This window comes from Amycolatopsis sp. EV170708-02-1 (assembly GCF_022479115.1).
In the GTDB taxonomy this organism is placed as follows: Bacteria; Actinomycetota; Actinomycetes; order Mycobacteriales; family Pseudonocardiaceae; genus Amycolatopsis.
The window spans coordinates 4,280,431-4,294,647 of the sequence record NZ_CP092497.1 but is presented as its reverse complement, the minus strand read 5'-3'; the positions used below and the strand labels follow the sequence as shown (position 1 = coordinate 4,294,647).

The window sequence follows — 14,217 nt, the reverse complement described above, 5'->3', positions numbered from 1 at the left end:
CGGGGAGCCTCGTGAGCACCCTGCGTGGCACCACGCTAGTGGCTCTCCCGCCCAGGAGGAACAAACAAGGGAATTGGCGCACCGTTGATGCCCTTTCGGACTTCAAGCTTGCTTGCTCACCTTCGTGACCGTCCGTCCACGGAGGACACTCCGCGCATCAACGGACAGCATCGGATGTTCTCACCGTGCCGAGTCGCGGCCGAGGCAATTACTCACAACATCGCAGTCACCAGTCACGGGCTTCGACCATGTCTCCGGCCGCACCCGCGCAGCTTCCGACCAGATTGTCGGCGAGCGCGCGAAGGGGTGCGCAGTGTCCTTGGCCGGAGGTGTCGCTAGTGTGACTCGCTGCGCAGCAGCGCGGCCAGGGCCCCGTCCAGGGGAAGGTGGTCTCCTTCGCAGCCCACAGGGACGACAGCGAACGTCGAACGCAGGAAGCCCGCCAGCTCGTCCGACGAGCCGAGCAGTGTGGCAGTGCCGTCCGGACTGGTGAGCTCGATGGCGGCAGCACCCGCGACCTCCACCGCGGGTGCGACACGCACATCCCCCAGCCCCGCGGCCTGCACCAGCCCCTCCACAAGAAGATCACGAGCGAACCTCCGCTCGACAGGCCCACCCGGCCCACCATCGAGAACCATCGCGATCGCGTAAGGATCATCGTCCCGATAATGCAAACTCGCATCGACAACAGGCGGCCGCCCATCCCGATCAGCCACAATGAAGGTAAACCGGCGACTCACCACACGCCGACCGTCCATGACCGGAAACTCCGGCGAAAAATACGTCATACCCCATAGACGAACCAACCCACCCAACGGTTCACCGAACCACCAAAAAAGTGACCCAGCCTTCACTCGGACCAACCGAATACACAGCCACAACCCACCAAATTGCCCGAACAGGAACATAATTCCAGCCAATAAGGCAATGTGTCATTGAACGTTATCTCTTGACGTCCCACGCCGGGATCGATGACCTGAGGTGCGCGCATTGATCCTGAGCGGCAACCGTAACCCGCAGGACTCGTATCCACTGTTCCCGCACCCGAAACGAGGGCGTCACTCAGTACCCGGCCAGGCCGGGCTGTGGGCAACTACCTGACCATCCACAGTGGACCTGAAGCCGCTCATGAGGGAAGTTCACCCTAGTCAGGCTTCATGTGCAGGTGACATGCCCAGGGCGACCCGCGTCGCCGAGCATCATCCCGTCCAGGGAGACGCACCAAGGCCGATCGGAGGCGATAGTTGATGGCCTTGGCCGTGAATCTCGAGAATCCCCCGGTCGTGGCGGAACGTCGCCGGACGGGAGCACACAGCGACACCGAATCATTGCCGCGCATTGTCTGCAAGAGCGGGAAATCCGCAAGTAGTGCTCACTACTCGACGCAGTTGCCGCACCCACGGTAGTCCGAGGACCGGCGACAGGCACGAAAGTCTGCGGGTGTGGCGGAAGGCAGAACAGGCTCCAAAGGATCGAGACCAAACCGGAGGAAGAGCGTGGAACGGGGAATAACGGAGATCGCGGTAGTCGGCATGGGGTGCCGGTTTCCCGCCGGGGTACGCGGCCCGGCGGAGTACTGGCGGTTCCTGACCGCACGGAGTGACGGCATCGTCGACGTCCCGGCCGAGCGGTGGAACGCGGACCTGTTCTACGACCCGGACCCGCAGGCCCCTGGCCGGGCCTACACCAGGAAGGGTGGCTTCCTCACCACGTCACCGTGGGACTTCGACCCGGACTTCTTCGGGATCTCGCCACGCGAGGCGATGGTCATGGATCCCCAACAACGCCTGACGCTGGAGGTCGGGTGGGAGGCCCTCGACGACGCCGGCATCGCGGGCAGGGTCGCGGGCCAGGACGTCGGCGTGTATGTCGGCGGGTTCATGACCGACAACCAGATTCGCCGTCATCTTCCTGCCGGACGAACAGCGATCGACAGTCACACCGCGACCAGCGGCACGCTGACGATGCTGTCCAACCGGCTCTCGCACGTGCTCGACTTGCGCGGGCCGAGCATGACCATCGACACAGCCTGCTCCTCCTCACTGGTCGCCGTGCACGAGGCCACCCAGGCGCTGATGCGTGGCGAGTGCACGATCGCCCTGGCTGGTGGCGTCAACGTAATGCTGCACCCGGAGACGTTCGTGTCCATGTGCAAGGGACGGTTCCTGTCCCCGGACGGACGCTCCAAGTCTTTTGACGCCGCCGCTGACGGTTACGGCCGGGGCGAGGGTGCCGGGATGGTCGTGCTCAAGCCGGTCGCCGCGGCCCTCCGTGACGGCGACCGGATCTACGCGGTCATCCGCGGCAGCGGGGTCAACCAGGACGGCCGCACGACGGGCATCACCGTGCCGAACCTCGACGCTCAGCGCGAGCTGGCGCTCCGGGTGTGCGCCGAGGCTGGGATCGACCCCGGCCAGGTCGGCTATGTGGAGGCGCACGGCACCGGCACCCCGGTCGGTGACCCGATCGAACTGGCCGCCCTCGGCGCAGCGTTCGGCGCGACTACCGGACGCCGCCGACCGCTGGTCGTCGGCTCGGTCAAGGCTGCCATAGGCCACCTCGAGGCCGCGGCCGGGATCGCGGGCCTGATCAAGGCCGCGCTGGTCGTCCACAACAGAACCATCGCGCCGCAGGCGTGGTTGAACAGGCTCAACCCGGCGATCCCCTTCGACGAGCTGAACCTGCGGGTGCCGACCGAGGTCGAACCGTTCCCGGCCGGCTACGGCCGCGTCCTCGTCGCCGTCAACAGCTTCGGCTACGGCGGGACCAACGCGCACGTCGTCATCGAGGAGCCGCCGGCGTCGCTGCCACCGAAGTCGCGGCCGGCGCCGGTACGAGTGTTTCCGCTCTCCGGCGCGAACGAGCAGGCAGTCCGCGACCTCGCCGAGGCGACGGCCGCGTTGGTGTCGACCGGCACCGACCCTGACCTGGCCTGTGCCGCGGCGTGGGCACGTCGGGCACATCACAACGTCCGCGCCGCGACTCCGTACCAGACCGCCGAGGAGCTGGCGGCCGCGCTCGCCGCGCTGGCAGCCGGTAACGGCAAAGTGACGCGCGCGGTCGTCCCGCCTGGTACCCGCCCGGTGTTCGTCTTCAGCGGCATGGGGCCGCAGTGGTGGCGGATGGGCCGCGACCTGCTCCAGGCAGACGGCGTCTTCGCCAAGACAGCGGCCGAGATCGACTCGGTGTTCATCGGGATGGCGGGCTGGTCGATCGTGGAGCGGCTACTGACCGACGAGGAGACCTCACTGGTGACCGACACGGAAGTGGCGCAGCCGGCCAACTTCCTCGTCCAGGTGTGCCTCGCGGCGGAACTGGCGGACGCGGGGATCCAACCGGCCGCCCTCGTCGGTCACAGCGTCGGCGAGGTGAGTGCGGCCTACCTCAGTGGCTCGCTAAGCCTGTCCGACGCACTGCTGGTGAGTCTTCACCGCGCGCGGCTCCAGAGCATGACCGAGGGAACCGGAGGAATGCTCGCCGTCGGCCTTTCCGAGGGCGAGGCCAACGCCTGGATCACCAAGCTCGATCGCGACGACGTGTGCGTCGCCGCCGCTAATGGGCCAACGTCGGTGACCCTCGCGGGCGGGCGCGACTCTCTCGAGCTGCTGCGTTCGGATCTCGACGCGGCGGGGGCTTTCGTGCGACCGCTGCGGGTCACCGTGCCCTACCACAGTGTCTTCATGGACACGATCCTGCCGGAGCTGGCGACAGTTCTCGGTGGCGTCCGCCCGCATATGCCGACACTCCCGCTCTATTCGACGGTGACCGGGACTCGCGCCGACGAGCCGCTCATGGACGCAGCCTATTGGTGCGACAACGTCCGCAGGCCGGTGCGCTTCGCGGAGGCTGTTCGGGCCATGCTCGCCGACGGGCACCGCGTGTTCCTCGAGATCGGACCGCACCCGGTACTCGGCGGCAACATCCGGGAGATGCTCGTACACGCCGGGGAGACCGGCGCCGCGATCGCGACGCTGCGCCGTGGCTCGGACGATCGCACACAGCTCAAGCAGGCCATCGGCGAGCTGTACGAGGCCGGCTGCCTCGGAGAGGAGATACCCGGAGCAGACGGCGCGCGTGCGATCCACGTCGACCTGCCCGCCTACCCGTGGCAGCGTGTCCGGCTCTTCAGGGAGGCGCCCGAGGTGGCCCGCCAGCGCACCGGCATGCCGAACAGCCGCCCGCTGCTCGGCGACCGGGTCGACGGTGGTGCACCGCAGTGGCGGACCGAGCTGTCCACCACCCGCCTGCCCTGGCTGCGGGACCACGTGGTCGACGGGATGGTTCTGCTGCCGGCCGCGGCGTACCTCGACGCCATGCTGTGCGCGGCGGCCGAGCACGGCACACAGCACAGCCTTGTGGCCGAGTCGGTGCGGTTCTCCGCGCCGCTGGTGGTCGGCGAGCACGACGTCCCCGCGCTGCGGCTTCGCCTCGACGAGGCGACGAACCGGGTCACGATCGACTCCCGAGCCACCGATGCGACCGACTGGACGGTGAACTGCACCGGCCGCATCGTCGACGCGCCCGTCGGCGCCAGTGCGGCGATCATCCCAGCGGTCGATGCGGAGAACGTGACGGGAGAACAGTTCTACGACCGGCTCACCGCGCGCGGCCTGCACTACGGTCCCGCGTTCCGCAGGGTCGTCGAGGCCGAGGTGGCCGGTGACACGGTGGTTGCGACGATCGTGCCGGGCCGGGACGGCGGCGACCACCTCGCCCACCCATCGGTGACCGACGCCGCGTTCCAGGCGGTCGTCGCGCTGGAGAACCTGCCTCCGGTCACCCTGGTACCGGCCGGGGTCGGCATGGTGCGGTGGTTCGCGCCCGTGCCGGCCCGAACGGTGACCGCGGTGGTCCGGCGGCGCCCCGGTACCGGCGTGCGTGCCGACATCACCATCAGCGACGAGGAGGGGATGACCTACCTGGAACTGGTCGACGTCGAGTTCGCCCCGCTGGCCCCGCCGCGATCCGCCGCCGACGAGCTGGACCGCCTCTATCACGAGCTGCGGTGGCAGCCGAGGGAAGGTGAGCCGGAGCGGCGGCCCGCTAGTGCGGTCGTGGTGGCTATCGGCGACGACGCGCGGGCACACGTGATCGCCAGAGCATGCCGCGCCGAGACGCCAGTCGGGCCTGGCGGCCTCGCCGAGGCGCTGCGACGTACCAGCGGGAGCCGTGTCGTCGTGGTGGTTGCCGGGTGGGCCGACCCGGTCGACCTGGTCACCGAGCTGGTGGCCGCCGCCCGCGGAATCCAGGAGGTGCTCGATGAGACCGGCAAGGCCGACCTGCGCGCGGTGCTGGTCACCGAGGGTGCGTTCCGGCTGCCGGGTGACAGGAATGAGCCGGTCATGGCGCACGCCGCGCTGGCCGGCGCACGGCGGTCTCTGCGTAACGAGCAGCCGACCGCGCGATGGCGCCTGGTGGACCTCGAACCGGGGGCCGGCCTGGCCGACAGCCGAGCGGAGTTGTTCGACTGCTCCGACGACGGCGCCGACGAGGTCTGCGTGCGGCAGGGAATGTCATTCGTTCCACACATCAGCAGGACCCTCGACACACGGCTGAGCCCTTACACCGAAGCCATCCCGTTGCCGGACCGGGACGGCTCGTTCGAGCTGGTGGTGCCCCGGTCACGGCTGCTGGCGGACCTGGCCCTCCGCACGGCCACCCGGGTCGCACCGACCACAGGGGAAGTCGAGGTGCGGATGGACGCGATCGGGCTGAACTACAAGGACGTCATGAAGATCCTCGGAGTGCTCCCCGAAGCGAGCCTGCGTGGCACGTACTTCGCCACGTCGGTGGGCATGGAGGGCATCGGTGTGATCACCCGGGCAGGCGAGGGCTCCGGGTTCGCGCCGGGCGACCGGGTCCTCGTCGCCGCGCGGGACATGTTCCGGCGATTTCTCACGATGTCGGCCTCGGACGGTTGCGTGGTCGGCGCGCCACCCGGAGCAGGGCACGAACTCGCCGGTTCCCTGCTGCCGTTGCTGACCGCGCACTACGGCCTCACGCGTGCCGCGCGGCTGACCGCGGGCGAGACCGTGCTGGTCCACGGCGCGGCAGGGGGAACAGGTCTCGCCGCCATCCAGGTCGCCCGGTCGCTCGGCGCCAGAGTGATCGGCAGCGCGGGATCCGAGGAGCGGCGCGCGTTCGCGCACGCGGCCGGCGCGCACGACACCGTGGATTCGCGCTCGCTCAGTTTCGTCGACGATGTCCTGTCCCTCACCGGCGGACGTGGTGTGGACGTGGTGTTCACCTCGCTGCCCGGCGAGGCGCTGCGACAGAACCTCAAGGCCGCGGCCGAGTTCGGCCGGATCGTGGAGATCGGCAAGACCGACATCTACAGCGGCGGCATGCTCGAGCTGACCGAGTTCGACCGCAACCTGTCGTTCATCGCCGTCGACATGGACCGCATGCTGGCCTCGCGCCCAGAAGTCGTCCGGTCGGTCATCGGCGAGGTCGTCAGCGAACTCGAGACCGGCACGTACCAGGCGATGCCCGCGACCGTCTACGACGCCGCGGACCTGCCCGCCGCTTGCGACACGGTGGCGCGGTCCAGCCACATGGGCAGGGTCGTGGTGGACCTCGGCACCAGCCCGCCAGTGCTGCCTCGTAGGCCGGAGTTTTCCGTGCGGCCGGATGCCACGTACCTCGTGACGGGCGGTTTCGGCGCCTTCGGGTTGGCCATCGCGGACTGGCTGGTCACCCAGGGTGCCCGCCACCTGGTGCTGACCGGCCGGGCCGGCGCGGCGAGCCCACGGGCTCTGGCCAGGCTGCGGGCGTGGCGAGCCGATGGGATTCAGGTGGCGGAGGAACGCACGGACGTCTCGGACCCGGACGCGGTGCGGGAACTGGCCGAGCGGGCAGCGGCGACAATGCCACCGGTACGTGGGGTTTTCCACGCCGCGGGCGTGCTGGACGACCGGCCACTCGGTGAGATCACGAGGGATTCGTTGCGCCGGGTGATGGATCCCAAACTTCGTGGCGCGTGGAATCTGCACGAGGAGTTCGAGGACACCGACCTGGACGCCTTCGTGCTCTGCTCGTCCGTCTCCGCGTTGATCGGGCTCGTCTCGCAAATCGGGTACGCCGCAGCCAACGCGGGGCTGGACGCTCTCGCCGAGCTGCGGCGAGCCCGAGGAATGACCGCCCTGTCGGTCAACTGGGGCGCGCTCGGCGGCGGTGGGATGGCCGAGGCAAATGCGGAGGTTCAGCGTTACATGGACTTCGTCGGCATCCAGCCGATCCCGATGGTGAAAGCGGCGCAGCTCCTGCACGAGTTGCTCGGCTTCACCGAGGTCTCCTCGGCCTTGGTCGTCGACATCGATTGGAACGCGTGGGCGCTGGCCAACCCCGCCTCCGGCACGTCGACCCGGTTCGCCGAGCACGTAAGCACCGCGGACGGGAAGAGCCTTCGCGGGGACCTGCTCACACTGCCCCGGAACAACGCGCTGAGGTTCTGGCCTTCGTGCTCGCCGAGCAGCTCGCCACCGTGCTCGGCACCGCGGCGGACACGATCGACCACAACACCGCCCTGCCGGAACTCGGCCTGGATTCGCTGCTCGCGGTCGAGCTCGCGGCACGGGTCGCCAACTTGCTCGGCGGGCAGGTCTCGGCACTGGAGTTCAGCCGGGGAACCGGGCTGGTCGCCATCGCGCGTCACCTCGCCAACGGACTGGAGGTCAACTGAGATGGGCAACGACGCGAAGGCACTCGCCCAGGAACTGCTCAACCGGCACGGCTCAGCGGCACCGTCCAGGACGGTCAGGCGGACAGGACTGGCCGGTCACGCCGGCATCCAGGCCGCGAAGGACCTGCGCTCGGACATGGACGATTTCTTCACCAAGCGAGGGATGCCCAGCCCGTTCTTCCTCGAGCACGAGGGGGTCAACGGCGCCGTCACCACGATCCTGGACCGGGAGGTGATCAACTTCTCCGGTTTCAACTACCTCGGGCTGGCAGGGCACCCAGTGGTGCGAGCCGCGGCGAAGGCCGCGATCGACACCTATGGGACCTCGGCGTCGGCCAGCCGGACAGTAGCCGGGGAGATACCGCTCTACCCGCGCCTCGAGCGCAAGCTGGCCGATGCCTACGGGGTCGACGACGCGGTACTCGCTCCCAGCGGATACCTGACCAACGCCGCGGTCATCCCGTTCCTGCTGGGCCCGAACGACCTGGCGGCCTGCGATGCCCTGATCCACAGCAGTGTCGTAGCCGGGGCCCAGTGGGCGCACTGCAAAAGGGCGACCTTCCGGCACAACGACCCCGAGTCGCTCGACACGTTGCTCACGCGCTCGCGCGCGCATGCCGAACGGGTACTGGTCGTCCTGGAGGGCGTCTACAGCATGGACGGCGATATCGCCGCACTACCAGAACTGGTGGCGGTCGCTCGTAAGCACGACTGCCTCGTCATGGTCGACGAGGCGCATTCCTTCGGCACTCTCGGCGAGCACGGCTGGGGTGCGCGCGAGCACTTCGGACTGCCGGGAGATGCCGTCGACCTGTGGATGGGGACGCTGTCGAAAGCGTTGGCCGGTTGCGGTGGCTTCCTGGCCGGTGACGCCGACCTGATCTGGGCGATCCGGATGCTGGCGCCGGGCATCTGCCTGTTCGTGACGCCACCGACGCCCGCGCAGGTGGCGGCCGCGACCGCCGCCTACGATCTGATGCTGAGCCAGCCGGACCGGTTGACGCGCCTGAGGACCAACGCCGCCACGGCGGTGCGGACGTTGCAGGCCGGCGGGTGGGACACCGGCACCAGCGACGGAACGCCGATCGTCCCGATCATTCTCGGCGACACCGAACGGACCATGACCACGTCCGGTCGCCTGCTGCGCGCGGGTATCAACGCGGCGCCGATCGCCTACCCCGCGGTCGCGGAAGGTGAGGCTCGCATCCGGCTCTTCCTCTCGGCGGACCACACCGCCGAGCAACTGGACACCCTCGTCTCCGAACTGGCCTCGTGCGACCCAGGACCGCGCTGAGGAACCGGCGCGCGCCGACACCTCGAACGTGTCGCATCAACTGACATCTTCGCCCTCGCCTCGGTGGATCTGCCACCTGAACACGGTTCAATCCTCATTTACCGAACCCAGCTCTGACCAACAATGAGAATTGCCGATCCCAAGAGGGAGCTCGCTCAGACAAACCACTGTATCGACCGTCTGCTGCAACCAGGTTATCAGCTTTTCCGACGCCCCCGGATTACTTACCCCGTCAAGTCGAAGGGCCATGGTCATACGCAACTCGTGCATGGCCCATACCCAACGCCGTCGAGCCTCGTCGTCCCTCAACTCAACCACCCCACCACGAAAGGGCAATGATTCAAGCGATACCGTGACTGCCTTAATCGTCTCCACGAGACATACCCGCGCATCCCTACTGGATCGCCGAGCTTCGAGGACGGTAGTGACAATAGGATCGTCAAAGCCACCTTCGAGTGCGCGTGCGACTCGGCACAAGTAGTCATTGAGATGCCTTCTGAGCCAACGGATTTGCCGAGAAGTGAGCACTCCGACAACGACATCGCCACAACGATCCCAGCAAACCACGCGACCATCCCCTTCGGTTTCCAAATAGGTGAATCTCTCGCATTACTGCAACCATCCAACCTGCGACATCGCCAATACGAAGCATCGAAACGTACGCCCTCGACCGGGACATGACACACTCAGTCAAATCTACGCACCGAACGACTGCCTCGGGCTGCCGCGAGTTCAGCGAAAGTGAGGGTTCCTCGCCGTGAACCCCAAGGGGCCAATCCACCGAGGACCGGTGCCCGATCCGCGGGTTCGGGGTCGCCATAGTATCCGCCGAAAATCGGGCGGATATGCCTGAGCTGCGCGTTTGACCTGCAGGATGTGCCGGTAGTCAGTGGAGTCACGGCGGGCCTGTTATCACGGGTATCCCGGCTATCGTTGAGGGCGCGACTGGAACGCGTACCGCCGATCGCCGCCGTCATTGGGTGCCCCCGCCACCTGGCCCCAGCCTTGCCCCGTGAGCACGCAGTTCCTGCAAGGCCGCTTCGAAGTCGGCCAGCATCTCAGGTGTAGGATTGTGTAATCTTTTGGCGACCACGTAAGCGTGCGTGGCCGCGTCCGCGATCTGATCCTGTGCCCTGGCCATCTCGGTGTAGGTCGGGTATTTCCTGTCCCCGTGGGCCCGTACTTCCTTCACCACCAACGGCATGCCGTCGACCACGTCGAAATCGTCCAGCACAGTCATCCGATCGAAGCAATACTTCATCACGTCCCGGTGATCGTGCTGATCGGTTAGTGTTGCCTCCCAATACAAGCGCGTCTTGTCGTCACTGTCTCGCAGCACCTCCTCCGTGGTCGTGACGGACTGGGACTCCGCATGAGCGACACGGTCCGGCAGCCGCTCGGTGACCCTGGTTATCGCCAGGCGACAGATCTTCTCTGAGAACAGCCGCAGGAACTCCTGGGACTGGTCAGGCAGAGCTCGACGCAGTTTCTTGGGCTCGAGTCGGGTCAGCTCGGCTGCGTGGTACTTCACCGGATCCCAGCTGGTGGGGTATGTGAAGAGTGCTGCAGCATGAATGTACGCCGAGAACACGTGGGAGCGCACGGCCTGCACCGACAGCTCCGCCACCTCGACCAAGCTCATGGCACGGTCCATGATTTGGTCCGAGATGTGTCTCAGGGCACGCCAGCTCAGATACATGGCTGCGACCTCATCGGCGAATGCTAGCCCGTCACCGCGGTGGGCCAGTGTGTGCACGCCAAAAGCAGTGAATGTGTGCGCCTGCAGATACTGCCCGAACAGGTAACCCGTCTCTGCGGGGACACCCACATTGAATTGGACCCAAGGCCCCTATCAGACCCCAATGCCAAAGGTCCGATCCGGGCGGCACGACCCAACGCGGTCATTTCCCAGCCATCCTGCGGACGCAGCACCTCCGCCAGCGCCGTGTTCGGCCCATCACCCCCAGCTCCGGGGACCTCGGCCATCGCCTGGCTCACCATCCGGTAAATAGCCCTGCCCTCTTCCAGCGAAATATCGCGCACCTCGCCGGGCAGGTGCGGCATGACCCACAGAACCAGTTCCGGGTACCCGAATGTCACCGGCTGTACCATGCTCGCGGAGGCGCCCTCCTCGGTGGTGTGGAGCCGCCCCTGGTCGTCCTGGAAGAAGGTATCCACGTCCAGTGTCACCTCCGCGCCCCGGCAGCGTGCCAGTACCGCCGTCCCGTGACGCTCCAGCACCTCCTCAAGCACCTCCTCGATGTCAATCGACCCGTCATCTTCCAGGTCGGAGCCGAAGGGGTCGACCTCGATCGGGTTCATCCACTCGGCCTCGACGCTTTGGCCTGCCCCGGGAAGCTGGACGCCGTTCTGGTGCCCGCTTACCCAGTACTGTGCGATCTTGGTTCCCTGCTTGGACAACGGATGCTGCCACAGTGAGGGGTCCAAGTGACTGTGAATCGCACGGACGTCTTCACGAGCGACGACCATCCGCGCCATTCCCGGTTTGCGTAGTGTGCGCAGCTCTTTCTGGACCTCGGCCGCGAGCATCGACAGTTCGTCTTCGGTCAGCTCGGGTGCCGTAGGCAGCGGTCGCCCCGGTCGACCCGGCTCCGGCGTCGTGGTGGGGGCGGCGCGGCGCACGTGCCCGTGGAACGGGATCTGCCACACTCTCCCGCCTCCCGCTGGTGTCGCGAAAATCCCGGCCGGCGTCGCGGACAACGTGAACTGTTCCGCACCGTGCGCAGCGAGGGCGGATCGAACGTCCGGTAGTTCCGCGGCTGTTAGCCGCCCGATCCAGCCCGTGTGTCCTCGTAGCACTACTCCCGTAGACGGGTGGATGAGATCGTGTCCCCACTGTGCCCATCCCACTCCCGGTACCGGGTTCGCCCATCCGGGTATTCCGATCCGGCCCCAGCTGGAGACCCGGTAGGTCACTATCCCCGCTCCTTCCCGGTCCAGGATCTCGAACCACTCCTGCGGCCCGGACCGCCCCAGCGGCCCGTCTTCGACCAGTGCTGCCTTGCCACCCGCCGACCGTGCCACCGCCGGAACCGGCAATCCCACCGGAACCGGCATCCGCACCCGCCCCAGCTCCTCGCCCGGGGAACGCTGTGATACTCCGCTGTCGCGTGTGTCCGAGGTGGTCGGAATAACACGAATATCGGCCGGCCGGGCCACGATGGTGGATGTACCGGCGGAAGTTGTGGCCGTCCACACCGGCGGTCCGACGGTTCCCTCGGCGGGCAGCAGCGCGATGCGCGTGGTGGGAACGCCACCTGTCGGGGCGGTTTCGTCGAGGAACAGGGTCGCGGGTGTGTTCGCGGTGATCAGCGTCGTACCGTCCAGGCTTGGCATGATCTGCTGGCGAGCCAGGGCAGGGACCGCGTCGAAGTCGGTCAGCAGCAGCACCCGCGAGGGCATCGGGTCCCCGGCCGCGGTCAGATCCCTGCGCAGGCGCCGCCCGAACGCCGACGGTGTCTCCCAATAGGTCAGGTCCTGCCGCACGTCGTAGACCGCGAACCTGCCGTCAGCGAAGTAGCCGGCCACGACGGCTGTGGCGGGCAGGTCGAACGGCAGCCGGCCCAGTTCCCGGCTGTGCCAGGGCCGCGCTGTGACCGGGTCGATGGGTGCCCGGATCCCGGGCTGGTAGGCGTGGTTCGGTGTCCAGGCCACATGCGAAGACCCCAGGCGCGCGTTCAGGGCAGCGAAGCGGGACCGGTGGTCACGCCGGTCGAAGTAACACAGACCGCGGGTCCGCGGGCCACCGAACAGGTACGGGCGCAATCCCGCGGGGACCACAGCACCGGGAGGGGCGGACCGTTCCACCAGCCAGCCGGTGGGGTCGGCGGGGAACCGGGACCGGTACGCCCACCGCACCCGGTCACCAGCCGGGCCCTGGGGATAGACGGAGGTGAACCGTCCACCGCGGCCGTCCTGAGTGTGGTGCAGACCCACCCTCACCTCGGCCCCCGGGGCGCGGCCGGCCGGGTCAAGAAACAACGCCGACATGTCACCGTGCGGAAACCAGACCAGGCGCCCGAGCTGATCGGCCAGCCCCTGCCGCGCGTCCACCCTGCTGCAGGTCAAGAGAACCAGCGGGTCCTCCAACGGCCGGCTCGAGGCACTCAGCTCCGGCAACACCCGAAGCCACGAACCCAGCGCCTCATCGGTAACCGGCCGCGCCTGACCGTCCACCACCAGACACAGCTGCTCCCGATGAAGGGAATGAACCATCAGCACGAACGGATCCACCCCCGGTTGCCACGGCCAAGGCCTGAGCCCCTCGTGCACCCCGGGTCGCTTCACGGCCTGGGGAAAAGACACCGCCGGCACCGGCCCGACAAGATAATAGCCGCCGAACCGGCCGGCGGCGGCCCGTGCATCGCGGGAGTGCCCCGGCCCCTGGCCCCGGGCCGCTGAGATCTCCGGTGCGAGCTCCGGCAAGGAGGCGTGCACCACGAACTCGCCCATTTCCTTGAGGAAGAGGGTCACATCCCTGCCAGCCAGCCCGGTCAAGACCGGCGCGTCCGTAAACAGCAACGACGATCCTCCTCAAGATCGCAAGGTCGAGCCAGGCCTCCAAGACCTCAACCCCAAGAGCTTGCCCTACCGCAGACCACGGCTCGGATATGAGGATCGACCCTCGGGCTCATTTCCTGGCAGACTCTGCCCGATCGAACACAGCTACGATCGCATCCCGCGGTGACATCATCGCCCCCGTCGCCGAACGAACGCTCGGATCATCCCCGCCCTGACCCAAGTAACGAACCCCTACTCCGAGGCTTGGGTCCGCGTCGGGAGTCCGAAACTGGTGGTCTTCTTCGGATCGGAAGTGCCGACCGCGGCCCGCAGTTCCGTGTTGATGTTGAAGTTCCGGTCCTCACCACAGGGTTTGTAGACGATGGCGCCGACTTCGATGTCGTCGGTGAATTCCCAGTTGTCCTCGAACAGGCCTTTGAGGTTGTGGTTCACGTACGACGTCGGCGAATTGCCGTGGCAAGTAGTAGTTGGCGCGTTCCAGGCCAGGCAGCTCACGCAAGTGCGCGCCGTCCCCTTGAAGCGACGCTGCTCGATCACAGCGGTGGCAGGGATCGGCCGTCGGGGCGTTTGGGCGTCACCGGCGACGCGCCAGCGGCGGCGAGGTCCGCATCGACGGCGAGCACACCCGAAGCCCTGATCAGCGGGTTGCTTTTTGCGATCTCGACCGTCAAACGAACCGCATCGGCGCGACCCTGCGTGT

The 14,217-nt window shown here is 67.4% G+C and carries 7 protein-coding genes and 1 pseudogene; 3 read left to right on the top strand and 5 right to left on the bottom strand.

Features of this window, described 5'->3' with window-relative positions:
• Positions 1–335: 335 nt before the first annotated feature.
• Positions 336–788, bottom strand: coding sequence for an SsgA family sporulation/cell division regulator (locus tag MJQ72_RS19985; protein WP_240600884.1), 453 nt, complete (start codon positions 786–788; stop codon positions 336–338).
• A 654-nt stretch (positions 789–1,442) separates the two neighbouring features.
• Here MJQ72_RS19985 and MJQ72_RS19980 point away from each other — a divergent pair.
• From MJQ72_RS19980 to MJQ72_RS45120, 3 genes and pseudogenes are all read left to right on the top strand, one after another.
• A pseudogene (locus MJQ72_RS19980) lies at positions 1,443–7,154 on the top strand (SDR family NAD(P)-dependent oxidoreductase); the annotation flags it as partial.
• A 173-nt stretch (positions 7,155–7,327) separates the two neighbouring features.
• Entirely contained in the window at positions 7,328–7,681 is a 354-nt protein-coding gene (locus MJQ72_RS45125; protein WP_396426992.1) for an acyl carrier protein, read from the top strand.
• A gap of 1 nt (position 7,682) precedes the next feature.
• Positions 7,683–8,975, top strand: a complete 1,293-nt coding sequence (locus tag MJQ72_RS45120) for an aminotransferase class I/II-fold pyridoxal phosphate-dependent enzyme (RefSeq protein WP_396426991.1) — start codon at positions 7,683–7,685, stop codon at positions 8,973–8,975.
• Between the two features lie 973 nt (positions 8,976–9,948).
• Here the strand turns inward: MJQ72_RS45120 and MJQ72_RS19975 are convergent.
• The 4 genes from MJQ72_RS19975 to MJQ72_RS19960 all read right to left on the bottom strand — a co-directional run bounded on the left by MJQ72_RS19975 (position 9,949) and on the right by MJQ72_RS19960 (position 14,188).
• Positions 9,949–10,617 (bottom strand): hypothetical protein, encoded by a 669-nt coding sequence (locus tag MJQ72_RS19975; protein ID WP_240600882.1) that lies wholly within the window; start codon positions 10,615–10,617, stop codon positions 9,949–9,951.
• An 80-nt stretch (positions 10,618–10,697) separates the two neighbouring features.
• On the bottom strand, positions 10,698–13,517 hold the full coding sequence (locus tag MJQ72_RS19970) for a hypothetical protein (RefSeq protein WP_240600881.1): 2,820 nt from the start codon (positions 13,515–13,517) through the stop codon (positions 10,698–10,700).
• Between the two features lie 231 nt (positions 13,518–13,748).
• The gene (locus MJQ72_RS19965; RefSeq protein WP_240600880.1) at positions 13,749–14,012 is read right to left on the bottom strand and encodes a DUF4360 domain-containing protein; all 264 of its coding nucleotides are present in this window, start codon (positions 14,010–14,012) and stop codon (positions 13,749–13,751) included.
• A 38-nt stretch (positions 14,013–14,050) separates the two neighbouring features.
• Positions 14,051–14,188, bottom strand: a complete 138-nt coding sequence (locus tag MJQ72_RS19960) for a hypothetical protein (protein ID WP_240600879.1) — start codon at positions 14,186–14,188, stop codon at positions 14,051–14,053.
• Between the last annotated feature and the right edge of the window lie 29 nt (positions 14,189–14,217).